Origin of the sequence: Synechococcus sp. PCC 7335 (assembly GCF_000155595.1) — a bacterium.
Classification (GTDB): Bacteria; Cyanobacteriota; Cyanobacteriia; order Phormidesmidales; family Phormidesmidaceae; genus Phormidesmis.
The window spans coordinates 3,976,567-4,002,944 of sequence record NZ_DS989904.1 but is presented as its reverse complement, the minus strand read 5'-3'; the positions used below and the strand labels follow the sequence as shown (position 1 = coordinate 4,002,944).

Below are 26,378 nucleotides of genomic sequence, written 5' to 3'. Positions count from 1 at the left end.
GGACAAAAGTATTCAAAAGATGCAAAGAATGCGGACACTAAGGAAACGCGACTATTAGATACCAGCTAAGTCGTGTTGCCATTAACGTGTTAACTTTTATATCCAAAACCTCATTCTTCTTTCTATGACCACAGTGACTTCTACAGCTGCGTCACCCTCCGAGTCGACTTTAGGTAAACCTCGACCAACGACGCGGGTTATCTTATTCTCAGCGCTCACCGGCCTTCTGTACTATGGCTACTATAAGTGGATAATTCAAGATGAGCTAAAAGCACATAGTCAAAAGGTGTGGTCTGGTGCGTTTTGTTTAGTTCCTTTTGTATTAGGTATTGCTGTCCCTTTGCTGTTAACGGTCTTTGATCCTGATGTACCTGGTTGGTTTGCTCGATTCGCCTGCTTAGGGGTGCTGTGGATCTACATCGTGCAGTTTCGGCTGTACCGGGAAATTAATCGGCTGTATATAGCACAAGGCTGGCAACCGCCTTTGGTATCTTGGTGGATCATTGTGCCAGGTTTGAATTTAGTCGTTGGACTGCGGCAAATTCACTTTCTTAGTGAATACTGGGCGCGTCTATCAGGAACATCCGTAGCCGATCCAATCGCTGAAAAGCTATCGTTTTTATCGGCGAACGAATAGGAAAAACAAGGGGAATAGACCTGCCTTTCTATGTCCTACCAGTCCTTGCTAGGTTTGGTTTATAGCGTCTACTAACCTATATATTTGTGATGAAATTTTCAATGTCTAGCCATAGGTTGAAGAAGTTTGCGCTGAAGCTATCTATGGGACTGCTGTCAACAGGTCTAGTCGCACTATCGAGCTGCTCACGCGTGCCTACAGTCGCTGACGACTCTGAAACTCTACGTCGTGATTCGGTACTCAGGTTACTGTATAGCCGCACGCCAACAACGCTCAATCCCCACTTAGCCAGCGGTTTTCAGGATTTTGAGGCCGCACGGATCGTCTACGAACCCCTAGCAACGTACGCAGCAGACGGCAGTATGCTACCGGTATTGGCTCTTGTAATTCCAACCCCGGAGAACGGAGGAATAGCAGCGGATGGCCGCTCTATCACCTGGCGACTGAAGCCAGATGTCCGCTGGTCAGATGGTCAGCCGTTTACAGCTGATGATGTAGTCTTTACCTACAATTTTGTTAGCGATCCGCAGGTGGCGGCAGTCACCGAAAAATATTATCAGGCGATTGAGAAAGTCGAGGCAGTCGATCCGCTGACGGTCAAGGTTACGTTTAAAGAGCCAAATCCTTCTTGGGCGCTCCCTTTCACAGGACAAAACGGTATGATTCTGCCGAAGCACGTCTTTGAGAAAGTACAAGGGAGTAACGTGCGACAGGCCCCAGAAAATCTTCAACCTGTAGGTACCGGGCCGTATCGATTTATTACCGAAACCGATGGTAGCTGGACTTATGCGGCCAACGAACAATTTCGAGATGGTCTACCCGCTTTTACATTAGTAGAGCTAGAAGGCGGAGTAACCCCTTTAGTAGCGGCGCGCGAGGTACTGCGTGACGGAACAGCGGACTTTGCTCACAACCTGCAGATAGGAATAGATGATCGTTTGGCGCTGGCCGCAGATAGTGAAGGCCGAGTGATGGCAACCTTCGGTGCCTTTGTAGAACGGATCATGCTCAACCCAACTGACCCCAACAAAGCGACCTCGGATGGAGAGAAGTCGAGTGTAGAGAGCCCGCACCCCTTTTTGAGTGATGTGCGAGTGCGTCAGGCGATCGATTATGCGATTGACCAGACGGCGATCGCCGACGAGATCTACGGTAATGCAGGTCAGCGGACCAATCAGCTATTGCCGTTTCCACGCACCTACGTTAATCCCAACTTGCCCTACCGGTACGATGTCGATAGAGCCAACGTGCTACTCGATGAAGCTGGTTGGAAAGATACCAACGGCAACGGGATTCGTGACAAAGACGGTATCGAAATGCGTGTGGTTTTTCAAACGCCAATTAATCCGGTTCGTCAGCAGACTCAAAGCTTTGTTAAAGATAGTCTTGCAGTAGTTGGCATAGAGGTGGAAAACCGCCGCGTGATCGTTGATGATTTCTTTTCGGCAAATCCTGCTCAGACCCGTAGCCTCAATCACTTCTACGCAGATATGCAAGAATATAACGCCGGTAGCGACACACCTGATCCATCAATCTACATGAGCTGGTGGCTGTGTGACGAGATTGCTTCGCTAGAAAATAGATGGCAAAAGCCTAATAACGCTCGCTATTGTAATCCCGAATATGACAAAGTTTGGACTCAAGCGACCAAAGAGCTAGATCCCGAAAAGCGATCGCAGCTATTTCAGCAGATGAATACGATTTTGATTCAAGATGCCATTGTGATTCCACTGGTGCGACGAGCAGTGACCAATGGAGTTAGCGATCGCATCACCGGCGTAGATCCCACCCCATGGGATACCAGCACCTGGGATATTGGAACCTGGACGCTGACAGAACTACCCACAGAACCTGAAACTTCCCAAACGGAACAGCCATAGCCACAAAGTAGATAAACAAATCAATCAATAGCAGAATAGGTAGATAACAGAAACAGCAGACATATCACATGCCTGCTGTTTCTAGAAGTCTATAGTTCTAGAATTCTATAGGTTTCGTAGCGTTTTTAGGACATACTCATCAGCTAAAACCGTTGGCGGGAAATCGCTCTAGGCAGCTCTAGACAACTTCCGCATCTACCTCAATTGGGTCTTCAGCATCAGCCACTGTGGCATCGTCTTTGCCCTTCTTGAGATAGTCCATTGCTAGAGAGGAAAGCTCAGTCACCAGTAAAGTCGCTAAAATGCCGTCATCTAGCCAGCCGACAATAGGAATTAGATCAGGCGAAATATCGATTGGACTGATGAGATAAAAGGCGGTACCTAGAATGATAGCCCAACGCCACTTTGGATGACGTAGTGCGCCACGATACCAGTTGTAAAACGACTCGATTAGATTATTGTTTGGATTGCTCATGAGGAGTTACCGTGTAGACGAAGCGTACGCAAGCGACGTGCTCACTATGGTAGTAACTATCGCCATCTCGCATCTCTAATATGGCAAGTTTAACCACTGCGTCCCAGTGAGGATATCCCTCCATAGAATTACGTACTACAAAAACTACGAATCGCTATGTGATAGCAAAGCTATGGACAATAGCTCACTTTTTCCAGGGCCATTTAAGATGTATCTGAGTGCCCATTTCCGTCTTTGCAGAGAACACTAGATAGGAAATGAGCAACAGCACGCCCAGTATAAAGAAAACAATATCTTGATCGATCATACTAAAAGCTCTACGACTTCATTAGCAGCTAGATCGAAAGCTGCATGAACAACCTTTAGCGCTTGAATCCCTTTGTCTTGAGCGACTACACAGCTAATTTTTATCTCCGAAGTTGCAATCATTTGAATATTAATGTTGGCTGCTGAGAGTGCTTTAAACATCGCCGCTGCAATTCCTGGGCGATGAATCATGCCAATGCCGACGATACTCACTTTGGCGATCGCATGATCAACCATCACCTCTCCACAGTTCAGCTCTGCTGCCGCCGTCTGTAGGACATCTTTAGCCAAATCTGCATCCGCTTGGGCCACTGTACAGGCAATATCTCGAGTCATCTGTCCTCGACAGAGACGACTGCGCTGAGACTGAATGATCATATCTACGCTGATACCGCGATCAGCCAAAATCTGAAAGATTTTAGCGGCTAGTCCAGGCTTATCAGGTACGTAGCGGATAGCAAGCTGTGACTGTTCAAGATCTAAGGCCGCGCCTCTAACAGAACGTAAATTAGCCAAATCAACTTGATTTTGCTCAATTCGAGCGGGAGAGCTACTCACATCAAAGTGCTCGCACAAGGTGGCGATCGCTCGATCACAGTCTGACTGAGCCACCGTACAGCTTACTTTCACCTCGGAGGTCGCAATCATTTGAATGTTTACATTCGCTGCTGCTAGCGCTGAGAACATCCCGGCTGCGACGCCAGGCCGACCGATCATCCCTGCTCCAGCAATGCTGATTTTGGCAATATTACCTGACGAGCGAACTTCGGCTTCATCAGTCGCATTTGGCTGGCTGCGAAGTATGGGCGCGATGTGCTCGGCAACGCTTTCAGCTTGGTTGAGGACATGCGATCGCACTGTAAAGGCAATGTCATTAGAATTGCCCTCATGAATAGACTGAATCACCAGATCCACATTCAACGACTGGTCTGCCAGTTCGCCAAACAGCCTAGCTGCCACCCCAGGTCGATCCGGCACCCGCAGTAGCGCTACCTTCGCTTGATCCGCATCAAACTCTACCGCATCTACTGGATGAGCAATCTCTAATCCTTCTAGCGCTCTAGGCTGCGGCATTGGACCGGTCACTCTAGTTCCAGGCTGATCGGTCCAGCTAGATCTCACCACCAGCGGAATGCCATAATTGCGGGCAATTTCTACCGCCCGAGGATGCAGAACACTTGCGCCTAAGCTTGCTAGCTCAAGCATTTCATCACAAGTAATCTCATCCATTAGCTGCGCATCAGGGACAATGCGCGGGTCCGCTGTCAAAATGCCAGGGACATCGGTATAGATCTCGCAGCGTTCTGCCTGCATCGCCGCGGCTAGAGCTACCGCCGATGTATCCGAACCGCCTCGGCCAAGCGTTGTAATCTCTAGATCACCGCCGCCTAGCCGACTGCCAGTGCCGCCGCTAGTGCCCTGAAAGCCAGCGACCACTATGACTTTGCCTTCGTTTAGATGCCGCTCTAATCGCTCGGTGCGAATCTCAAGGATGCGCGCTCGCGTATGTTCTGCCTCAGTGACGATTCCTACTTGAGCGCCAGTCAAAGAGATCGCCGCCTGCCCTCGTTCATGCAGCGCCATACTTAGCAACGCGATCGTTACTTGCTCACCAGTCGAGAGCAACATATCCATTTCCCGACGACTAGGGTTGCTAGTAATTCCGTCCGCTAGCTGCACTAGTACGTCGGTGCTTTTTCCCATAGCCGACACCACAGCAATCACCGAATGTCCTGCTAACGCCGTTTCATGCACCCGCTTAGCTACCGCCTGAATGCGCTCGACATCTCCTACCGAAGTGCCGCCGTACTTTTGAACGATTAGCCCCATGATCCATTTCCTCTCCCTGCTGCTTAGCCGTTTGTCTGGACACCTACTGTTTGCTACTCAGAGTTAGGCCATCGCTGCATCCGAGACAATCCTACCGCTACATCTTGATTTAGCCCGATAGAATACATAAGATATACAGATCACACGGCCGGTAATCCAAAAATTTTTCATAAAGTCATGGAATACTACTGGCAAAAAAATGCCATCAGGGATATAAACTTTAATTAAGTTTACATAAACCAATGGCAGCTACCCATGACAGCAGTCTTGCAACGGCCCGTCTCCTCCTCAGCCGCAACTGGAAAGAAATCGCCGCATCACGTTGTTATTGTAGGTGGGGGGTTTGGTGGTCTCTATGCAGCAAAGGCACTAGGCAAAGCCAATGTGAAAGTTACCCTAATCGACAAGCGCAACTTCCACCTATTTCAGCCTCTGCTGTATCAAGTAGCCACAGGTGGCCTATCGGCTGGCGATATCTCCTCTCCTTTGCGCTCAGTCCTTAGCAAGCAGAAAAATGTTCAGGTGCTGATGGGCGAAGTCACTGGCATAGAGCCAACGACTCAGATAGTTACCCTCAAGAACGGTGAAACCGTTAGCTACGATAGCTTGATTGTAGCTACAGGCTCTAGTCACCACTATTTTGGTAAAGATGAGTGGTCTGATATTGCCCCTGGCATGAAAACGATTGAAGATGCGCTAGAAGTTCGTCGTAGGATCTTCTTGGCCTTTGAAGCAGCTGAGAAAGAGAGCGACCCGGTTCGGCGTGAGGCGCTCTTGACATTCTTTATTGTAGGCGGTGGCCCAACTGGGGTTGAGCTAGCGGGTGCCTTGGCTGAGCTGGCCTATGAGACGCTTAGAGAGGACTTTCGCAGCATTAATCCGGGTGAGACCAAGGTCGTTTTACTAGAAGGAATGGATAGAGTACTGCCACCCTATCCAGGCGATCTGTCAGCCTCAGCTAAGAATTCTCTAGAGAAACTAGGGGTAGAAGTTCGCACTAATACGCTGGTTACCAACATCGAAGGTGATATTGTTACCCTGAAAAATGGTGATTCAATCGAGAAGGTACAGGCGTTTACGGTGCTGTGGGCAGCCGGCATCAAGGCATCGCCAATGGGTAAGGCGATCGCCGATCAAACTGGCGCAGAACTTGACCGCATCGGCCGTATCATCGTAGGGCCAGATCTCAGTGTTCCAGGCTGCTCTAACATCTATATTGCAGGCGATCTAGCCCACTACGCACACAACAGCGAAAGTCCACTTCCGGGTACAGCTTCGACCGCTATGCAGCAAGGCAGCTACCTAGCAGACTCTATTCAGCGCCGCTTAGAGGGCCAGTCGGTTAGCCCTTTTGAGTACAAGAACAAAGGGAGCATGGCTGTCATCGGTCGTAACGAAGCAGTGGCCGACCTAGGGTTTGCCAAGATGTCTGGGTTTCCCGCCTGGTTCTTATGGATTTTCGTTCATATCTACTACTTAGTAGAATTTGACAATAAGCTGCTCGTTTTACTCCAGTGGGGATGGCACTATTTCACTAGTCAGCGCGGTGCAAGACTGATTACAGGTGATGATTCTATTCCTGCTCTTTCCGCACTAGTCATAGAAGAAATGACCATGGGTGAGAAAAAGAACCCATCCGAGATGGCAGAAGCATAGTAAGAATTCTATGCCTTCCCTTCACAAATTGGTCTATGCTCACAAAGCCCTCAGGTTCTATAGGGTAGAACCTGAGAAGAGTAGAACCTGAAAGCTTTGCAGTTCTATAAAGGCAGGTGTTTAAAGCAAGGCGCAGGACATTAATATCTAGCGCGTGCCCGCTTCGTGTAAGGACGACCAAGGAAAGGCTGCATTCCTGTAGCAGGATAAGCATCGTCGTGGGGACTGAAGATTCTGTAGACAGCTTCGGCTAGGAAGTTAAATGCCTCGTTGAGCGATCGGAAAATAGTCATGACCTGAATCTCCTAGAGTGTTCGAGAAAAGTCGGATACTAAAATTATCCTAGCGAGCTACCGTTGGTCGCAGTGAACCCAACTGAGAATTCTTTATGAGTCTATAGATTTTGATACATAGTTCGTATAGACTCTTGAAGAAACTTTGCTATTTGAGCTGATGCTATCAAGACTAGGTGCTATCTGCTCTTGGTTGCCTATTCCGGTTGCTCTGGTCTATGTCCCTTTAGTTAGTGAATCGGAGGCTAGCTGTATTCTGGTGACGCATGAGTCGACGCATGAGTCAACATGTATTCCTGTTTCCTCGCTGCGTGAGCCAACAGTCGCTGTTTTACAATTGACACAGTCCAGAGAAATAGCAGGATAGGATTAGGAGCAATTTGTGATACCTTAAGTCTCCTAGAGTACGCAGGACTTGCATACAAGGTTTTGTAGCTTACCTTCAAACAAAGCAAAACAAAACTGGATCATAAATTTCTAAAGAACTTGCAGTAGAAGTAGTCGCTGATGTCTTAGCTATCTAAGCTCGTATGTTTGAATCCAAAGATGGCAAAGTTTATCTACTAGGTGCGGGCCCAGGCAGTATTGACTATCTAACTTGTCGGGCAGAAGCGCTGTTATCGCGTGCGGATGCGCTAGTGTATGACGCGCTAGTGAGTAGTTCACTGCTACAAAGGCTGCCGACAGACTGTGAGCTTTGGCATGTGGGTAAACGAGGTGGGCGCCCTAGCACCTCGCAGACTCAGATCAATCAACTATTAGTGGAGTTGTGTCAACAGCAAAAACAGGTAGTGCGGCTAAAAGCAGGCGATCCGTTTGTGTTTGGGCGAGCAGCGGCGGAAATTCAGGCACTACAGGCCGCAAATTGTGAGTTTGAAGTGGTGCCAGGGCTATCTTCGGCGCTAGTGGCACCGCTACTGGCCAGTATTCCACTCACCGATCCGGTGCTAAGCCGTGGATTTGGCGTGTTTACAGCACATGATTTAGATGCGTTGAACTGGGGTGCGATCGCCCACCTCCAGACTATAGTATTTCTAATGGGGGGTCGACAGCTAAAAGCGATTTGCGATCGCCTGCTTGCGCAGCAAAAACGCCCCGAAACACCGATCGCTATCATTCGCTGGGCAGGTCAGCCGCAGCAGCAGATTTGGCAAGGCACGCTGCTAAGTATTGCCCAAATTGTCGGCCCGGCTAAACTTTCACCTTGTGTCATTGTGATTGGCGAAGTGGTAGCGCTGCGCCAGTATCTCAGTCCGCAGCTAAACCCATCGCTGGGGCAGCCCAAACCGCTATCTGGCAAGACTATTCTGGTGACTAGAGCCGCGAGTCAGGCGAGCCAGTTTAGCCAGATGCTGATGAAGAAAGGCGCGCAGGTAATTGATCTGCCTGCCCTAGAGATTCGTGAGCCAAAGAGCTGGAAGGAAATGGATTATGCAATCATGGCTTTACGCACATTTGACTGGTTGGTGCTGACTTCGCCCAATGCAGTCAACTACTTTCTAGATCGACTGCTACATCACGGCTTAGATTTGCGATCGCTAGCACATCTCAAGATTGCGGTCGTTGGCAAAAAGACCAATGGTTTTTTGAAACAGCGAGGTCTAGCTGCCGATTTTATTCCGCCAAGTTTTGTAGCAGATTCATTGGTTGAACATTTCCCTGAAGCTCCTATTGACAAAAAGCTGTTGTTTCCACGCGTGGAGAAAGGCGGCAGAGATGTATTGGTAAAGGAGATGTCGCAAAGAGGGGCCGTTGTGATCGAGGTGGCGGCGTATGAATCGGCCTGTCCTGATAGTATTCCGCCTGCTGCAAAACTAGTCTTAGAGAATGGTACAGTCGATGCGATTACATTTGCTAGTTCTAAAACAGTGCGCCACTTTACTCAGCTAATGGAAAGAACATTTGGGAATGAATGGTTAGATCGACTAAATAGGGTAGCGATCGCATCTATCGGCCCGCAAACATCTAGAGGCTGTCAGCAACTGCTAGGTAGAGTCACTTTAGAGGCCAAAGAGTATACATTGGCTGGATTAATAGCGGGCTTAGAAGGATGGGCGAAGCAACAAAAGCAATCAACAATCGAGTGAAAAGACGAATTATTGGCTTGACCGGTGGAATTGCAACTGGAAAGAGCACTGTATCTAGCTATCTATCAAGTCAGTATGGGCTGCCAGTTTTGGATGCGGACATCTATGCGCGAAAGGCAGTAGAGAAAGGCGGTAGGATTTTGGATGCGATCGCACATCGCTATGGCCAAAAGATGTTGTTACCTGATGGTTCGCTCGATCGAAAACAGCTAGGCAGCATCATCTTCCAAAACGCCGCTGAAAAACAGTGGGTAGAAGCGCAGATTCATCCTTTTGTGAGAGCACAGTTTGCAAAAGTAGCTAAAACTTACTCACCAGATCAAGTGCTGGTGTATTCTATCCCCTTGCTGTTTGAAGCTAATTTGACTCATCTTGTCACAGAAGTATGGGTCGTTTATTGTCAGCCTGCCCAGCAGAAGCAGCGGTTAACTCAGCGTAATCAGCTTTTAGAGACAGAAGCTGTCGCTAGAATAAATTCCCAAATGGATCTTAGGCAAAAGTGCGAAAGGGCGGACTATGTGCTTGATAACTCCACAACAAAAGAAAGTTTGTTTGCTCGAATAGATCGAATAATGGGTGACAATACCCATCAAAATGAAACCTATCAAAACGAAGTTTAAAGCCAGCTAGCATATCATCCCCGTTCTAGCGTTCTTCTCGATCCTTTATCCAAACGACTACCTCTCTTTCTAGCGCTTCAGCACCACACCTAAACTCTCCAAACCACTTCGATGTTTGCAGCCGACTATAAAGTAAGGCCGCTTTGGGATCTTGAAAACTGCCTATCGGTACCGTGACTATTCCTAGCCCATCAGAACTGAGCAAACGCAGACACCGCTCTACAAACAATCGCTCTCTGGTCAGCTGTGAACGCGTTTTACTTGCTGTATCCAACCTCTGATAAGCATACAGGTCACTCCGCAGAAAATAATCAGTTGCATAGGCATACTGGTCTCGGTAGCTCATCCAAGCAGCAGTCACCTCAGAATTAGCTTTTCTTAGCGCAGGTTTAGAAGTTTTAAACGTCTCTTCATTAATATTTTCTCTTTGGGTAAGTGTTGGGAACTGTTGAATAAACTCAGCAACAGTCGGACGGAAGATGCCCTCGGGCGGGCTGCAGGCAACTAGATTGAAACCGCCCCGTTTGATAATCGTATTGAAATGATAGCCAAAGTGAAAAGGTCGTAGCCTTTCAATATCCTGTTGGGTAAGTGGGCGATGCCGGGGGATATCCGTTAGCTGAGTCCCTCGGTAGTGAATGCCTAGCTGCTGGCTCATGTAGTTTAATAGCAGCCTATCTAGCTTCCCCTGCGCCTTTTGGTCTAAGGCTAGGATCTCTTCTTTTAGCAGTGATGCCCTTGCATAGCTTGGTACGTTGTGGGCACTAGCCAGCATCTTAGTGCGAGACTGGTAATGTTCTAGGGAAATGTTTTTTTCTCTTAAAATCATCTGATAGCTGTCGGCAGCCAAAGGTTGCAACAGATTGCCCTGGAAAGCTATCTCGTCGCCTGCTCGGTTAATCTGGTCAAATCGCTCCTCATCAACGGTGATAAAGCCGACTAGAGCATTACCAGAGAGTAGATTAAAATCCAAGTCGATTAAAGGCTCTATCTCCGCTGGCTCTATCGCCGTCTCAACGAGATGCATCGCCAGATATAGACGAGCGCTTTCTACAGCGTCTTCCGAAAAGTCAACACCGTAGAGCGCATTTTTAAGAATACGCTGTTGGATAGTTTGAACGAAGTTTTGGGTATGCCTTGAATCGTGAGTATCTTCTGGCATTTCTACTAAACCCGAACGCCATATCTTTAACTGCGCGTCTTGGTTTTGTTGAATATAGCCTGTCAAGATACTAAATATTTCTGTTAGCCGACGCAGAAACGCGCTGAGCAAATAACCGCAACCACAAGCTGGATCGAGCACTCGAAGTGCTGGCAAAATCTCTTGAATCAGTCGGCGGCACATGCGGGTATCCGCGTTGAATAGCTGATCGTTAAGGGTCGGGGCCTTGGGATTTTGGGTGAATAGCTCTGTGGCCTGCATCGAAGTTCTTTGAAAAGCCACCACTGGAATCTGTTCTAATCGCTGTTGAATCAGGGTATCTAGTGCGCGATCACCGAACTCCCTACCCAGGGTCGCTTTCACACCATTTTCCTCTACAGATCGTGCTAGCCAATACCCTGCGACTCCGCTCATCCAAGGGTTTAGCCCATCGGTGCTTGCTTGCTCGCTTAGCCAGCCCAAGCCCTCTTCTATCGCAGCATCCTCGATCGAGATACCAGAATACGTAGTCTCTAATCGATGAATATCAAACAATCCACCTAGGAACGGTACTTTTCCTACTTTATTTTCCAAAGCAACCGGCCGCTCAATTTCCGGCAGGGATAGACTTTGAAAGAGCGGCTGTAAATGGTTTTTAAAAAAGAATCTCTCACCGCGTTGAACAAATGCGCTAAATCGAGACTGTAAGTACCAAATATCGCCAGCTAGCCAACCCTTCTGCTGAATTTGCTGAATCAGCATTAGCCGCCTTAACGTTAGCGCCGCATACGTCTGTTTATGAGAGATATCCTCGATACCATTCACCCCCGTTTCCAGCTGTGTTAACAGGTGCTCAAAACGCTCTCCGCTTTCCCGTTTAGGATCGAAAGCTGGAAACAATTCACCGCCTATTGCTAACCGTCGAAGCCGATAGTCCCATACTGCCGTAGGCTGACTCACTACATAAAGGGCGCTTTCAAACAAAGAACACCACAGGCTACGAGTTTTCTCGGTAGCTACAATGATTAGCAAAGGTAAGTTTTTAGAAGCTGACCCCAACGATGAGTTCAGCGGGTTTTCGTGGGTGCAAATAGCCTTGTAAAGCTGAGAGCGCAACGTTGAAGTATAGCGAGTTTTCTCAGTAAGAATCACTTGCCAAACAGTCTGCGACCCCACGGGGCGATCGCGCTCAGCTATGGGCACGCAGCGCTGATTTAAAGGACTAATTGGGTCGATAAAAGTATGAGGAGCAGACCAGCCTAGAGCTTGAACGAATAGATCGCTAAGGTTATGCGATCGCAACTGCTCTCTAGCCGTCGCTAAATCTACCACAGCTAGCGTTAACCTTCTACGGAGACAGATTGACCCGTATGAGTGAGAGCATATTCTCTAAAGCGATCGAGATCAGCCTGCAGGGTCGAAGTCACCACTCGGTCTACAAAAGAGCTACTCATCATCAGCCGGGCCAGGATTGACGGCAGCGCATAGGCAATACTCATCTTTACCGTGCTTGTGCCATTCTTGTGAGCATAGAACCGAATCGCCCCTCGATTGGGCAACCCATCTACTGACTCCCACTGAATTACCTGCTCAGGGACTACCTTCACTATGCGCGATAGCCACGAAAAAGAAAGCCCAGTCGTTTCTAGCTTCCATCTTGAGAGCGCCGGATCCTCCTCTAGCACCTCTACGGAACTAATCCATTTCATCCAGTTAGGCATCTGAGCAATATCCGACCATAGCCCCCACACTGCCTCAATGGGTCGATCTACCTCTACATGTACGGTATGCTCTAGCCACTCAGCCATAGAATTTTCTGCTTGTACAAAGGTTGTTTTGAACGCTATTTCCAAACGACTCTATTCTACTGTGATAGCGAACGGAGTGAAATGGATTGCTGAGATAGCCGTGATATATGACATTTATTTGAGCTTATCCGGACAAAACAGCCAAAACTGACGAGATAATAGACATTGCTAAGGGTTCGTGGAAGATCTAGAACTGGAAAACCGTATCATCACGTATTCGAGATCACCTTTCTTCTCTACCTCTCTACGACCAAGTTAGCTCCTAGTAGCCTACTTTGCTCAACAAAACTCGACTAATGGATCAATAAAATGGGAAACTGATTTTAAGTATTCATAATCACTTTTATCATGGCTGAAATTCAATTCTCTCGCGGTGTTAAAGAAGAAGTTGTCCCTGATATTCGGCTTACCCGTGCTAAAGATCTTTCCGATGGCACCGCCACCTTTTACTTTGATAAGCCTAAGGCCCTCGTAGAAGAAGGCGGCGAAGTCACTGGTATGTACATGGTTGACGAAGAAGGTGAGCTAAGCACTCGCGATGTCAACGGTAAGTTCGTCAATGGCGAACCTTCTGGCATTGAGGCCGTTTTCGTCATGCGCGGACAAGATGAATGGGATCGCTTTATGCGCTTTATGGATCGCTACGCCGCTGATCACGGTTTAGGGTTAACTCAAAACTGAGTAGCCAAAACTTGAGCAAGATCACTGCAAGCGATGCTCGATATTGACACCTCATTTTGATGTCTCAGGCTGACTACTCATGCTAACGCCTCATGCCGATCAAACATCGCTGAGTGTTTGCTGCGCAGTGATTACCGTCAGCGATACTAGAGATGAAACTACCGATAGAAGCGGTCAGCTGATGCGATCGCAGCTCATTAACTCGGGGCACACCATCAGCTCCTATCAGATTGTCAAAGACGAGCCTAAACAAATTGCGGCGTTAGTGATCACTTTGGCGAACCGCCTCGACGTTCAGGCTATTTTGCTGAATGGGGGGACGGGCATCGCTGCTCGCGATACGACTTTTGATGCGATCACCCCTCTGCTTGACAAAGAACTTCCAGGCTTTGGCGAACTCTTTCGCCACCTCAGCTACCTAGAAATCGGGTCGCGGGCAATGGCTTCTCGGGCGATCGCCGGCACTCGCGGCCAAACTCTGATCTTTTCTCTTCCAGGGTCTACCAAGGCGGTCGGCCTCGCACTAGAAAAACTCATCCTTCCAGAACTACAGCACCTGACCAATCTCTTGAGATAGCTGCTAGCTGTGCGCAGCTCTTCCTTGAGCGATTTCTGGCAGGCTAAAAAAGCCACAGAGACTACGCTGCCATATTGTAGGGACTACACAGCCATACAGATTGACCGAACTCCTTGCATACGGAAAACCGCCCACGTTTCAACGACCGTCCGTCCGTTGTTCGGCGTATCTTCCACACCTGACACCCCTCGTTACATCTGCGAGTATAGAAGTGTTGAAAAGCCCTCGTTTAAACAACAGATGAAACAACATTTCTCTAGTGTCCTCCATAGCTGGTATCGCAAAGCTCTTAAGCACACTAAATACCGTTGGCTTGTGATCCTTGGAACCATGCTTTATCTGGTCAGTCCAATAGATATCTCGCCGGATGCATTTCCTTTGGTTGGCTGGATTGACGACGGTATTATTGTTAGTCTTTTGATTTCAGAAGTCAGTCAGCTTGTCACTGAAGCGCTAAAGAAGAAACAACTCTTCAACGACACTATCAAGACAGAGCTTGAAACCATCATCGATACTGACAACGTAAAAACTATCACAGTAGATGCTGTCACTGTCAGCTAGAAGTCAGATAAGAATTTTCTCTAATTGCCTCTTCCGCACAAGCCGGTCTTGAAGGGCAAGAGGACCGCTAGACCTCTCGTATAAACCGTCTTTCACAATATCTAGCTATTTTCGCCTAATCGTTTTTTACCCGAGGAATAAACTATGACTTACATGCCAGAAACAAATCTCTCAGATCTTTCTGACCGTTCTATTAGCTCGCAACCGACTACCGCTGAGAAACTAAAGACACTTGCTAAAGAAAGCTCTCAGCGGGCTCAGCGGATTTCTAGTATTCTCAAACAAGCTTTCTCGGAGACTCGTGAAGAGTTTCAAGCTGGACGCACTGTGATTAGCCCTATTGCAAAAGAAGTCACTGCAGAAGCTGTCTCTACCTTTAAATCAAAAAGCCAACAGGCTGCCGAAGTCGTTAACCAAGCATGGCAAGAAGAAGACAGCACTCCAGACTTTACGGAGCGCTTGATTAACGTCCTCAAATCCGTCGCCAGTACTACCAAGGCAAAACTGTTTCCCCAGATCAAAGTTCAGACTCAAAAACAGGCTAGTAGATTAGACGATTTACTAGGCGATCGCTACGGTGAGCAATACATCACTTTCAAAGATCGCTTCGGACAGGTTTACGCCTGGATTAACACCTCTAAAGTAGCTGCCAGCAGTGTTGCTACTGAAGATATCACCGATGTCCCATCGCAAACAGCGACCGTCATTGAAGTGGATAGCAAAGTCATCAACTAAGCTTTCTGATTGCTCACGCGCTATCTACTCTTGTATAGCTTTGACCCACTAGTAGAGCTTGGTTTACTCCACTAGTGGGTTTTTCTATTGCTTGCGACCAAACTGCTGCTTGGCCTCTCTATATACCGACTCGGAGATCTCAGAGATCTCTCGCTCTCTCGCAAACTTCTCAATCTTCTTGCGTGCTGCCGGTCTCACAAAGAAAGGAATTTCCTTCAATAGCGCCTCTGCTTGTGCTGTCCACTCTATTGAACTGGCCATAGAATCCAACTACTCCTGTCACTATATCGTTTGTTACTTTGTTAATCGCCTAAGTGTCCTAATGAGAGCTTATCCCAGATTAGATAAGGCAAGGGGCAGAGCGCTATTCATTAATTGCCCCCATAGCCTAACGTGACAAACATACAGATCACACGAATAAACACACGGAGCTATAGTCTGCGGATGACAAATTTTGGACATTCAGAGCGTTAAACTGATAGGAGCGCTATCAACCCATGCTTATCTAGCTAGAGCAAACTAACTATTTTCCCTGGGAAAGGCTCAACAAAGCATATCTTTAAGTTCAGAGTTATGCTCTAAAGCACGGTTGATTCCTACAACGTGTAGTTATTAGATTGCTAGCTCAAAGTGCTGTAGTGTCTAGCATCGCATTTCTATATCAAATAGCCTAAACTCATGGCAAGGCTGGATTATTAACCATTGACTGAGGACGCGATCGCTGGTGACAATAGTTGAGCAATACATCTCAAAGGACAGCCATGGCTAATCTTCAGCCGACCAAAGTGCCCAATATGAAGCGGCCAAAGAAAGGATTCAACGAATATGCAGAGCAGCTCAATGGTAGAGCGGCAATGGTTGGCTTTGTCGCACTCGTGCTAATAGAACTGATCACGGGCAAGGGGCTATTGACCTTGATTGGGCTTAAATAAGGTGCAATGGTGAAGGTAAATATAGAAAAGTAAGAATGCATTTCTACTTTTCTTGGTAAGGTTTCCTTAGCATCGTACGACGACGCGAGATCTCACCGCTGAAGATCATCGGCGTAATCTGTGAGGACACTGTGAGCCGCTTACCACAACCCCTATAGGCTACCCAGGCAGTTTGACTAATACCGAATGTGTAAACTGTATTAGCGTGACAGATTCAAGGGTAGCTATGGCTCAACTGCCAAACTTTTTGATTATCGGTGCGCCGAAGGCAGGCTCAACTAGCCTCTGGAACGAGCTGCGCCAGCACCCTGATATCTTTTTGACCAGCGTTAAAGAGCCTAACTTTTTTTGCTCAGACAGTGCCAACTATCAAGATTGGTCGTGGTACAAGTCTTTGTTCAAAGACGGAGTCGGAAAACCTGCGATTGGGGAGGCGAGTGTTGCCTATTCGCTTGTCGAACGAAATCCGACAACTCCAGCATTGATTGCTCAGCATTTACCCGATATCCGTTTGATCTATATTGTGCGGTATCCCCTACGCCGCATTGAGTCTGCTTGGCTGCATCATATCTGCAAGAGAAATCCTGTCCCGACGGATTTTAGCCAGGCAGTGCGAGAGTTCCGCCCCTTGATTGAGGGCACGCTATACAGCCGTAATCTTGAGCAATATCGACGCTACTTTCCCGATGAGCAAATTCTGGTGCTGTTTTTGGAAGATTTTCAAACAAACCCTCAAGGGATGCTAGAGAGGTGCGATCGCTTCTTAGGCGTTAATCCCAATACGCGGCCATCTCGTGTGCTTACTCCTCGAAACGTCTCTGCTCAAAAATATATCGAAAGCGAGTGGCTAGAAAGACTGCGTCGTCTACCGGGGGCAGAACTGGTCGGCAAGCTTACCCCGACTCTGCTTAAGCGCTTGCCCCAAAAGATAGGAACGCCTCTGCCGCCTCGTCCCCAGTGGGATATGAGTACGCGGCAGTGGGTACTTGAGCAGGTTGGGGCGGATGCTCAGTCTATCCTTGACTATGCTGGAAAATCATCGGACTTCTGGGATCTTGATAGATAGTGTTGAACCTTCTAAACGAACCAGACTGAAGCTGAGTGATACCAACTCAAGACTTAAGCAGCTCGCAGTCAAGGTTTAGAGACTTCAAATAGGTTCTATAGAGAACTTTTCCATTGTTAATAGAAAAGCACAGACGGAATTATCCATCTGTGCCTATTATATATTCGATTTCTAAGTCGTTGTTGCCTCCACTTCTAGTCGATAAAGAGTAGGTAATGAAGGCAACTGCAGGTCATATCAAAGGTCTCTTACTTCTCAGTTTCGGAGAACTCAGCATCAATGACATCATCTTCACCACCTGAAGATGCATCAGTATCTGTAGCATCTTCAGGAGCAGCGCCTGCATCTGCAGCATCAGCGCCCTGCTGATACAGATTGCTACTAAGGGTATAGAGCGCCTGTTGTAGAGTTTCCATGCTCGACTTAATCTTGTCGTCATCCTCGGCAGCAAGGGCTTCTTTCAGCTCTTTGATTTGAGCTTCAATCTTTTCCTTGTCTTCAGCCGGGACTTTATCTCCTAGCTCTTCAACTTGCTTTTCAGCCTGATAAGCTAGAGAGTCAGCCTGGTTCTTTCTGTCAATGCGCTCGCGCCGCTCTTTATCAGCATCCGCATTTGTCTCAGCATCTCTGACCATCTGCTCTACTTCATTCTCAGATAGCGTAGAGGCTCCAGTAATGCTAATAGACTGCTCTTTGCCTGATCCTTTGTCTTTAGCAGTTACGTTCAAGATGCCGTTAGCATCGATGTCAAAAGTAACTTCGATTTGAGGAACACCTCGCTGGGCTGGGGGAATACCGTCAAGACGGAAGGTTCCCAAGCTCTTGTTGTCGCTAGACATTTCGCGCTCACCCTGTAGAACATGAATTTCTACATTGGTTTGGCCGTCTACCGCCGTCGAAAATACCTCAGACTTCTTAGTAGGAATGGTAGTGTTTCGATTGATTAGCTTAGTCATCACGCCACCCAAGGTTTCTACACCTAGAGACAGTGGAGTCACGTCTAGTAGCAAGATATCTTTGACTTCACCAGCCAAGACACCGCCCTGAATTGCCGCACCAATAGCAACTACTTCATCAGGGTTAACGGTCTGGTTAGGAGCTTTGCCTAGAATCTTTTCGACTAGCTGTTGAACCGCAGGAATACGAGTAGAGCCACCAACTAGAACAACTTCGTCTATATCAGACTTGCTAAGCTTGGCGTCTTTTAGTGCGTTCTGCACCGGAACACCACAGCGATCAATGAGATCAGAGCATAGCTCTTCAAACTTAGCCCGGGTCAAGGTAGTCTCTAAGTGCTTCGGACCGTCTTGAGTCGCAGTGATAAACGGTAGGTTAACTTCCGCTTGGCTAACGCTAGAGAGTTCGATCTTGGCTTTTTCAGCTGCTTCAGTAAGACGCTGTAGTGCCTGCTTGTCTTTACGAAGATCAATACCTTCCTTGTTCTGGAAGTCTTGAGCGAGGTAGTCAACCAGCTTCTTGTCGAAGTCGTCTCCACCTAAGTGAGTATCACCAGAGGTTGCGAGTACTTCAAAGACGCCATCGCCAACTTCTAAAATAGAAACATCGAACGTACCACCACCTAAGTCAAATACTAGGATGGTTTCGTTGCTCTTCTTATCAAGACCGTAAGCTAGGGCCGCAGCTGTAGGCTCGTTGATGATCCGCAGAACTTCAACACCTGCGACTTTACCTGCGTCTTTAGTGGCTTGTCGCTGAGAGTCATTGAAGTAGGCAGGAACAGTAATAACGGCCTGAGTGACTTTCTCACCGAGGTACTTACTGGCGTCATCTACGAGCTTGCGTAGAACTTGGGCAGAAATTTCTTCAGGGGCATATTGCTTGCCGTCAGAGGTTTCGATCTTAACGTTGCCGCCTACTTTGGCAATTTTGTAAGGGACTTCGCTGGCTTCATTGTTGACTTCATCGTATTGACGACCAATGAAGCGCTTGACTGAATAAAGAGTATTCTCTGGGTTCATGACCGCCTGACGCTTGGCGATTTGACCCACGAGGCGATCGCCATTTTTCGCGTAGGCGACGACTGAAGGTGTAGTACGAAAACCTTCGGCGTTAGCGATTACAGTAGGCTTACCACCTTCCATAACTGCGACTACCGAGTTAGTGGTTCCAAGGTCGATTCCGACGACTTTTCCCATGTGTATGCTCCGATCTGGATAAATATATGAGGTTTGCTCAAAAGGTTATCTCTATAGTGCTTAATCAGAGGGGGTTTGCTGAAGGGGGGGTTACCGAACCGGAAGTGTCGGTGTGGCTTGGCTTCTATGTCGAGATAGGATCAGAATGACTCGAATGAAGAACTAGAGCGCAGAATAGAGATCGATATAGCAATGAATGGCGCATCGCAGCCTTCTCACCCCTTGGAAATACCCATGATCCAAACTATCAAAGCCAAAGCAACTGTCCAGCCTGGTGGCCTAATTGAGGTGCATTCAGATGAATTGCCAGAAGGCGCTACCGTGGAAGTCATCGTGCTGGTAGAAGCAGCTCCTGAAGAACCGAAAAAGCCTTTGAAAAACCTGAGCGATTTTATAGGAGCAGCCAAAGGCAGCTTTTCTAGCGTTGCCGAAATCGATGCCTACATCCGGCAAGAGCGCGATTCATGGGATTAATGGAAAGATTGAAAGGCAACCGTATCTATCTAGACGCCAACATTTGGATTTATGCTTTGGAGGATGTAGCTGAATATAGCGTTTCGCTCGCTGCTCTGTTCAAGGCTGCAGAGGAGTCTGCGTTGACCATCGTTACTAGTGAACTAACTTGCAGAAATCTTGGTCAGGTCTATCAGGGCCGGAGATATCCCAAAGCAGACAGCTTATATTGGAGCCATCACAGCTACGAATAACACGACTGCAATGCCTATTGGTCGCAGTATTCTTTTGGAAGCGGCCAGGGTCAGAGCGAGTACAAAGCTAAAACTGCCTGATGCGATTCACGCAGCGACTGCGCTTTCAACTAGCTGCACAACGTTTCTGACTAATGACAAGCAATTTAGAAGCGTTCAAGGCTTACACACATTACTTATGTCGCAAGTTCTGGTGGATGCTGATGAGGGAGCGTGAGATGACTCTCACAGGCAAAATCCCCTAACTGTGATGATTTTCAGTCAGGGGCGATGGTTGGTGTTTGGTTAGGCTGCGATCGCAGCATCCTCTTCTTCATCTGCCAAGGACTCGTCTTTGGTTGCAAAATACAGTTCTAGATTTGCTACTGCGAGCGGCGAAGCCTTGCTTAGATTCTGAGGGTTAAACGCTGTCAGAGATTCTAAGGCTGCTCTTTCGGCAATATACTCCTCGCCTTGTCGTCGCCGCTCTGTACTGAAGGAATAAACGAGGCTTTGATGCAAAGCTTTGGACACAAAATTAGACTTGGCTTCCTCATAGACTGAGTACTCGATTGGCTTGTCGTCAGAAAGATCTTCTGTAGGGATGTCGTTTTCATTTTTCTCAGCTTCATCATCGACAAGCGCGTTTAGCTGCTTCATTTCCTCGATGGAAAGCTCTTTAGACCATTCAATATGGTCATTCCAGGCGTTGATAGCTACTAGGTCATGATCGCGGATCCTAGTAAGTTCTGGAAATAGGAAGTCTAGCTCGTCGCTAGTTTTGACTTTATCTAAGGTGGCTATAGCATCTTGACGGATAGTTGCGTTTAGATTGATTAGGCGATCGCCCACCGTCTGCCATTCCCCTTGCATCTGATAGGTCATTGCGATCGCTTGCTCAATCGCCCACACACATTCACGCCGACGAATATACGCCACTGAGCCCACACCCTTCATTAGCTGGCTGTTGTCATAATCTGACAAAGCCTGAAACATCATATCTCTGGCCGATTTAATCTCATCGTTGCGTGCTCTCAAATCCTGCATGGTCACCGCAGAGCCAAGTCGATTCATAGCCTTTTCAAACAAGCCATAAGCCCTCACTAGAATCGTGCGGTGAGCCCTGAATTCTACATCTTCCGATACGTGCTGAATGTGCTCAATTATCTCCTTGCCCTGGTCTGCAAAGACTTGTTTGAGGTCAATAAAGCCCTCGCGTACCTCAACGCGCATCTGCTGTACATCTTTTCTAAGCTTAAGCGTTTGCCATAGATTTACCGCAGAGAGCGCTGCAACACCCACTACACCTACGCCAATTACAGCCGTTGTCGCCTGTAATGTCGCTACCGAAGCAGAAAGCGCCTTGATTCCTTGGAGCGCTTTATGACCCTGGTACAGTTGCCCCGCCCCCATAGCCAGCTTTCCTGCTTGCATAACCACTTGTGCTTGCGGCGTAGCTGTCAGCGGAGTTAGCCCCATACCAATAGCGTGTGCGGCGAATTGGCCCGTTGCAGCGTCTCGAACCATTCCAATTGGAACACCTGCGGCTGTCTCAACTGGAATATATTTTCCAGCAGCAATTCCAGCTTGTATTAGAGGTGAAAAATCGTACATTGGTATAATTCCTTCAATAAACTAATTTTCTAGTGCTGTTTTAGTCAGATTGTCGAGAGCTGTTTCTATCGCCTGAAGCCGAAGACTCTTCTGTTGAATAAGTGCTAAGCCTGTTTCTTTTTGTGCCAAAGTTTCTTGCAGAATGCTTTCTTGTTGCTCTATTAGATTACACAAGATAGAAATAGAAGCGCTTGCTACTTTTTGAAAATCTTGCGCCTTATGCTCGAATGTGCCTTCAACACGTTCAAAAATCTTTTCTAAGATTTCTTTAGAGTCTCCTAGAAATTTGTTGACTCCTTTGCTAATAACTTCCATTTTTAGTTCACTTTTCATGTCTTCTGTTGTGTCTCCTAGAAGACCTACTAGATCACCAACGAAGAATATAGGAATTAGTGGAACTGCGACAGCTCCACCAATAATGAATCCTACTTTTTCCCAGAAACTGTCAGGTTCTTGCTCTATATCAAGCTTGAGTTTCATTTGAAATTCGAGGCTAGATCTTATTCCTGATATCTCAAACTGCTCGTACAAAGTAGTACCAGTGTTGTCATCAATAGACTGAAGTTCTTGTTGTATGACCGCTGTCTTTCCAAAGAATTCGCTATCAAGCTTATCGAGCTTAGGCTTAAGAATAGTCTGTACAACAGATTCTTCTATCCAAATATCTAATACTTCAAAAACATCTTCCGTAAAGTTCTCCACATACGCTCTATAGATATTTTCCTCTTTTTCAAGTATCGTAATCCATTGTTTTGATCTACTGGCAAGGCATCTATCAAGACGATCTAACCATTCATCCCACGAGTCACTAACCTCTGATAATGCTTCCTCGTTCAGTGACTCTATGAGTTCCTGAATTTTGACGTGAAAACCACTTATCTTCCCTGTTTGTTCCAACATCTTTTGCTGCTCTACTTTTGAAAGACTAAGCTTGCCTTCCAAAAGATTCGTCATTTGCTCAAGACTATCCCGGGTTCCAGAGATAGCTCTTTGCATATCTACGATCCCCTTCTTGAGGATAAGTTCACCTCTTTCCTCTACTAAAAAGGTTTCGAGTGCGCTTACGAATTCTGAGAATGGCTTAGAATGCTCGTTTGGAGTCTGTGTTAGAGTTGCTTCTAACGCAGATCGAGCAGATACAAAATGAACCCGATTGTCTTCACTGACAAGAGGATCGGCTGGGTTGTGAACAACATTTTTAACTAACGTCTGAACTTGTGCTTTGTCTTCGGGCGATCGCAACAAATCCATAAAGTTGACTAGCACAAACAAGTTGCTAGCCGGAGCACCGGAATCTTCTATTTGCAAACGATGCTTTAGGCCTTTCAATAAATCTCGCTCGCCTTTGGTCATCGGGCGTTGAGCATTTGCCAAAAAGATAGCGGCGTCGGTATCTTGCAACAGTCTTTCCGTCACAGCCGTTCGATCAGGATGCTCGTTCAACCCCGGCGAGTCCACAATTTCTACCTGATGACGACACAGCTCTAGGTCTGGATGCTCTAGCACAATCTCGTCAATATTTGATTCGGCTAGCTTGAGCTCTCGATTTCCTAAAGCCGCTTCCTCTGGGATAGAGGCCTGCTGCTGATACTGATCGAATGGAATCTCAGATTGCGTTCCGTCTTTGTAATAGCAGACTACTCGCTTCACAGGACCATACTTCAGCACAGTCAGCGCCCCACTACAAGGAATCGCTCGTACTGGCTGTAGCTCCTCACCTAGCAGAGCATTTAAAAATGTCGACTTGCCCTGGCTAAATTCACCTACAACCGCTAGTCGAAACTTTTGTGATTGAACTTTTTGCGCCAGCGATCGCACTTCATCTTTCAGCACTGAAGGAAAAATATCGTAAGCCCCTTTCACCTGTAGGAGCTGAACCAAATCCGTATAGATTTGACTCAATTGCTCCTGGTAGCCCTGAAATTTTTTGAGCTTTGCATATGATGGTTTGCGACTAGCAACGCTTACCGTAGACTTTGGTTTAGTCAAAAATCTAGAGGATAGAAAGCTAGCAGCGTTCACAATTGCTGCATCAATATTCTGAAAACGCTGAGGATCTAACAGGCACCGTAGCTCCTCTACAACATCTTGGTCAACTTCAGATTGTTTACCACTTATGCAAGAAGACAGCGCCTTTAGCTGCTGTGCTGGCACGTCTATGGTACTCGCAACCGTATTAAGATACTGCCGTTCTTTCACTGCGGCGTAGCCATCTGAGATAGCCAATCTACTACCAAATCCTAAGATGATCAGTTTCTCAGAAACTGATAAGGTACTCATCAAACAACTAATCGCGTTTGGGCGAGCATAAATTTTATGCCTTTGCACGCCCTTCAGCATCTGGGAGATCATTTTTCCGATGCTACTCTTTGGTGATACGAATCGACTCAGAACTCTTTGAAGATATAGATTTTCTCGATCTGCCAACCGTCCGTCCGCGAAAGCGACACCCACGAGCACTGTCGCCATCGACGACAGAAACATAATTCGAGGAGTCAGGTGACGGTTTAGCACCTTCTTACCCATAATCTTTGTCAAAAGCGCTGCGCTGTCTAAACTTCTTGCCTCAAGCGTTGAAGACATTCTCTACCTTTTACATATGGCCAACTACTGATATGTTTCCCTATGTATTGTCTGTGGTAGATTCGCTCTAAAAAATTAGTTGACGAATCACGGCAGCGTCAGACCGCTACAACTGCTCACCCCAAATCATGGTTATGAAGCATCAAGAATTGCTGAGATGCTAACAGTTTAAAAAAAGCCATTGTCCCTTTGGCCTCAGCTATTCAGGACTGCCCTGAAGACTGCACTATCAAGCTACCTAGATGCTTCAGAATTTTTAGACTCAATGACTACAACCCATAACTGTTCAAGCAGTACTAGCCCGTTGATTCGTTCTCTCAAGACTTCGTCGTTATCTCCTGATGCTTCTATCTCAACTGGGACTTCCGCTCAAAACTTATAAGGCGTACTGTAAAAACCATCTAGTTCTAACAGAGGCGATAGAATAACTAATTTGATGGTTTCTTCTAGCAACGTACCGTCAGAAATTTGATACAGGTAGTTTTTTCGCACATCATCTAGCCTTGAACGCTCTGCCGTCGTCAAGCTAGGAAGATCTCCACTCCATTCCAAGAAGAAATCTGGCTCGTCACTCAACGACAGTCCCAGCTTCTGCTCTACCTGCCGGAAAGTAGTGATGCTTTCTGAAACAGCTAGAATCTGGGCCCATACTCTGTATATACTTCTACGCTTTTCCATTATCAGCTACATATCAGCCACACAGCAGAAAAGAGCATCATCAAACTGCTACCTAGGACAAAATTTGATCGTCTAGCGAGAAGTCAATCTCTGCCTTGTGCAGGTTATTTGCCAAATAGTCATTTTCATACGAGTCTTTAAGACCGTCGATCAAGCTGAATTGAGGCTGCCAGTCTAGCTCGGCTTTGGCTTTGCTGATGTCAGTAAAGAAGTGCTGGACGCGCATGGGGAAGGCTTTTTTCTTGCCGAAGTCAAAATCTTTAGGATTGTAGTGGACGATCTTGACGGCATCAGGATCTTTTTCCATGGCGATCGCGCAAGCACGAGCCAACCCATCAAACGTAACTGCCTTATCACCCGAAATGTTGTAGATCTCTCCAACGGCATTGTCATTACCCAGTACAGAGACCATCGCTGCTGCAAGATCCTGACAGTGCCCAAGATGAGTCAATGCCATTCCGCTGCCAGGAATGGGGATAGGCCTATCGCGCACTAGCCGATCGAAGAACCACTTTTCGAGTGGGTTGTAATTTTGCGGCCCGTATATATAGACAGGACGGATAGCCGTGAACGGAATGCCCTGCTCGCGCAGATAATCTTCTGTATGAAACTTTCCTTTGTGACGGCTGTTTGGATCAACTCGGTCACCTTCGACGTGCGGCATCTGATCGCTTTTGGCATAGACGCCTGCGGAGCTGACGTAGACAAGGTGTTTTAGCTTACCTTTGAACAGATCGGCTAGCGGTTTAGTATGGGCCAACTCTCGACCATTGTTGTCAAAAATGGCGTCGAAGCTCTGATCGGATAGGGCTTGTTTTAAGGCTTCGGGATCAGTGCGATCGCATACTATTGTCTCTACCTCGTCTACAGGTGCAGGATGATTCCCTCGATTGAGCAAAGTGACTGCATGGCCTTGCTTGACTAGCTGCCTAGTTAGATAGACTCCAATAAATCGCGTTCCACCAATCACCAACACTCGCATAGCGCTGCCTCCGTATGTAAAATCTCTTTGATTCTCAGCCTCTCAGATTCTGCACACTTTTCAACTAAATCTATGAGTTGGCTAGTCTGAACGTCCAGGCAATGCGGGTTGAGGTAATGCGTTTCACTAACACATATCGCTATAAATTGAGAGAGAAATATTGTCAACGCTATAGGTTTCTCTTATAGAAACTATAGGGAATAGTTTTCACTCTTTTGCAGCAAAATACTACGAAATGTAACAGCGGCCAGCACTGTTGAACGCTGTGTCAATTTATGTCACAACAAGCCGCCAGCCCTGACTATGTATAGCTTTCTCTGTTATTAGTTAATAGAGGTAAACCCTAGCTTTAGCTAGTTAAGAGGGTTCTCTTTACCTTAGATCGCATCATTTT

24 protein-coding genes are annotated in these 26,378 nt (G+C 47.1%); 13 read left to right on the top strand and 11 right to left on the bottom strand.

The window, feature by feature from the left end; all coding sequences use genetic code 11:
- Positions 1–124: 124 nt before the first annotated feature.
- Together S7335_RS16835 and S7335_RS16830 are read left to right on the top strand one after the other, a co-directional pair.
- Entirely contained in the window at positions 125–637 is a 513-nt protein-coding gene (locus S7335_RS16835; protein WP_038016446.1) for a hypothetical protein, read from the top strand.
- A gap of 89 nt (positions 638–726) precedes the next feature.
- Positions 727–2,517, top strand: coding sequence for a peptide ABC transporter substrate-binding protein (locus S7335_RS16830; protein WP_198011384.1), 1,791 nt, complete (start codon positions 727–729; stop codon positions 2,515–2,517).
- Between the two features lie 178 nt (positions 2,518–2,695).
- Here the strand turns inward: S7335_RS16830 and S7335_RS16825 are convergent, their stop codons facing one another.
- Together S7335_RS16825 and S7335_RS16820 are read right to left on the bottom strand one after the other, a co-directional pair.
- Complete coding sequence (locus tag S7335_RS16825) at positions 2,696–2,992, bottom strand: YkvA family protein (protein WP_006453910.1); 297 nt, start codon at positions 2,990–2,992, stop codon at positions 2,696–2,698.
- Between the two features lie 303 nt (positions 2,993–3,295).
- Positions 3,296–5,128, bottom strand: coding sequence for an aspartate kinase (locus S7335_RS16820; protein WP_006457652.1), 1,833 nt, complete (start codon positions 5,126–5,128; stop codon positions 3,296–3,298).
- 255 nt (positions 5,129–5,383) lie between these two features.
- Between S7335_RS16820 and S7335_RS16815 the strand changes: the two genes are divergently transcribed.
- The gene (locus S7335_RS16815) at positions 5,384–6,784 is read left to right on the top strand and encodes an NAD(P)/FAD-dependent oxidoreductase (protein WP_006456728.1); all 1,401 of its coding nucleotides are present in this window, start codon (positions 5,384–5,386) and stop codon (positions 6,782–6,784) included.
- 140 nt (positions 6,785–6,924) lie between these two features.
- On the opposite strand, the gene S7335_RS26935 is transcribed toward S7335_RS16815, so the two are convergent.
- Complete coding sequence (locus S7335_RS26935) at positions 6,925–7,077, bottom strand: hypothetical protein (protein ID WP_006454037.1); 153 nt, start codon at positions 7,075–7,077, stop codon at positions 6,925–6,927.
- A gap of 530 nt (positions 7,078–7,607) precedes the next feature.
- Between S7335_RS26935 and cobA the strand changes: the two genes are divergently transcribed.
- The gene (gene cobA / locus S7335_RS16810) at positions 7,608–9,164 is read left to right on the top strand and encodes a uroporphyrinogen-III C-methyltransferase (protein ID WP_006454430.1); all 1,557 of its coding nucleotides are present in this window, start codon (positions 7,608–7,610) and stop codon (positions 9,162–9,164) included.
- Positions 9,128–9,784: a dephospho-CoA kinase gene (gene coaE, locus S7335_RS16805; protein ID WP_157620297.1), complete on the top strand. Its 657-nt coding sequence runs from the start codon at positions 9,128–9,130 to the stop codon at positions 9,782–9,784. The genes cobA and coaE overlap by 37 nt, the downstream gene beginning before the upstream one ends.
- 25 nt (positions 9,785–9,809) lie before the next feature.
- Here coaE and S7335_RS16800 read toward each other — a convergent pair whose 3' ends face one another.
- Positions 9,810–12,257, bottom strand: coding sequence for a hypothetical protein (locus S7335_RS16800; protein ID WP_006457690.1), 2,448 nt, complete (start codon positions 12,255–12,257; stop codon positions 9,810–9,812).
- An 8-nt stretch (positions 12,258–12,265) separates the two neighbouring features.
- Positions 12,266–12,733, bottom strand: a complete 468-nt coding sequence (locus S7335_RS16795; protein WP_006454747.1) for an SRPBCC family protein — start codon at positions 12,731–12,733, stop codon at positions 12,266–12,268.
- Between the two features lie 348 nt (positions 12,734–13,081).
- Between S7335_RS16795 and psb28 the strand changes: the two genes are divergently transcribed.
- The 4 genes from psb28 to S7335_RS16775 all read left to right on the top strand — a co-directional run bounded on the left by psb28 (position 13,082) and on the right by S7335_RS16775 (position 15,287).
- The gene (gene psb28, locus S7335_RS16790) at positions 13,082–13,414 is read left to right on the top strand and encodes a photosystem II reaction center protein Psb28 (protein WP_006454606.1); all 333 of its coding nucleotides are present in this window, start codon (positions 13,082–13,084) and stop codon (positions 13,412–13,414) included.
- Positions 13,415–13,493: 79 nt separating this feature from the next.
- Positions 13,494–13,991 carry a molybdenum cofactor biosynthesis protein B gene (locus S7335_RS16785; RefSeq protein ID WP_006454843.1) on the top strand — a complete coding sequence of 166 codons (498 nt, stop codon included), beginning with the start codon at positions 13,494–13,496 and terminating at the stop codon, positions 13,989–13,991.
- A gap of 240 nt (positions 13,992–14,231) precedes the next feature.
- On the top strand, positions 14,232–14,552 hold the full coding sequence (locus tag S7335_RS16780) for a YkvA family protein (RefSeq protein WP_038016445.1): 321 nt from the start codon (positions 14,232–14,234) through the stop codon (positions 14,550–14,552).
- Positions 14,553–14,696: 144 nt separating this feature from the next.
- Entirely contained in the window at positions 14,697–15,287 is a 591-nt protein-coding gene (locus S7335_RS16775) for a hypothetical protein (RefSeq protein WP_006453867.1), read from the top strand.
- 84 nt (positions 15,288–15,371) lie between these two features.
- Here S7335_RS16775 and S7335_RS16770 read toward each other — a convergent pair whose 3' ends face one another.
- Entirely contained in the window at positions 15,372–15,548 is a 177-nt protein-coding gene (locus tag S7335_RS16770) for a protochlorophyllide reductase (RefSeq protein ID WP_006457151.1), read from the bottom strand.
- Positions 15,549–16,048: 500 nt separating this feature from the next.
- On the opposite strand from S7335_RS16770, the gene S7335_RS28495 reads away from it, so the two are divergent.
- Complete coding sequence (locus S7335_RS28495; protein WP_006454930.1) at positions 16,049–16,219, top strand: hypothetical protein; 171 nt, start codon at positions 16,049–16,051, stop codon at positions 16,217–16,219.
- Between the two features lie 226 nt (positions 16,220–16,445).
- A complete protein-coding gene (locus tag S7335_RS16760; protein WP_006453736.1) occupies positions 16,446–17,285 on the top strand; it encodes a sulfotransferase domain-containing protein in 840 nt (279 codons plus the stop codon).
- A 248-nt stretch (positions 17,286–17,533) separates the two neighbouring features.
- Here S7335_RS16760 and dnaK read toward each other — a convergent pair whose 3' ends face one another.
- Positions 17,534–19,441, bottom strand: a complete 1,908-nt coding sequence (gene dnaK / locus S7335_RS16755; RefSeq protein ID WP_006456604.1) for a molecular chaperone DnaK — start codon at positions 19,439–19,441, stop codon at positions 17,534–17,536.
- Between the two features lie 234 nt (positions 19,442–19,675).
- On the opposite strand from dnaK, the gene S7335_RS16750 reads away from it, so the two are divergent.
- Positions 19,676–19,915 carry a hypothetical protein gene (locus S7335_RS16750; protein ID WP_038016444.1) on the top strand — a complete coding sequence of 80 codons (240 nt, stop codon included), beginning with the start codon at positions 19,676–19,678 and terminating at the stop codon, positions 19,913–19,915.
- A 159-nt stretch (positions 19,916–20,074) separates the two neighbouring features.
- Entirely contained in the window at positions 20,075–20,365 is a 291-nt protein-coding gene (locus S7335_RS27365) for a PIN domain-containing protein (RefSeq protein WP_157620295.1), read from the top strand.
- Between the two features lie 68 nt (positions 20,366–20,433).
- Here S7335_RS27365 and S7335_RS16740 read toward each other — a convergent pair whose 3' ends face one another.
- The 4 genes from S7335_RS16740 to S7335_RS16725 form a co-directional block, all read right to left on the bottom strand.
- The gene (locus S7335_RS16740) at positions 20,434–21,741 is read right to left on the bottom strand and encodes a hypothetical protein (protein ID WP_006454725.1); all 1,308 of its coding nucleotides are present in this window, start codon (positions 21,739–21,741) and stop codon (positions 20,434–20,436) included.
- A gap of 21 nt (positions 21,742–21,762) precedes the next feature.
- Entirely contained in the window at positions 21,763–24,324 is a 2,562-nt protein-coding gene (locus tag S7335_RS16735; RefSeq protein WP_038016442.1) for a dynamin family protein, read from the bottom strand.
- Between the two features lie 369 nt (positions 24,325–24,693).
- Positions 24,694–25,002 (bottom strand): hypothetical protein, encoded by a 309-nt coding sequence (locus S7335_RS16730; RefSeq protein ID WP_006456177.1) that lies wholly within the window; start codon positions 25,000–25,002, stop codon positions 24,694–24,696.
- A gap of 52 nt (positions 25,003–25,054) precedes the next feature.
- Positions 25,055–25,984, bottom strand: a complete 930-nt coding sequence (locus S7335_RS16725; RefSeq protein WP_006454851.1) for an NAD-dependent epimerase/dehydratase family protein — start codon at positions 25,982–25,984, stop codon at positions 25,055–25,057.
- Positions 25,985–26,378 lie beyond the last annotated feature (394 nt).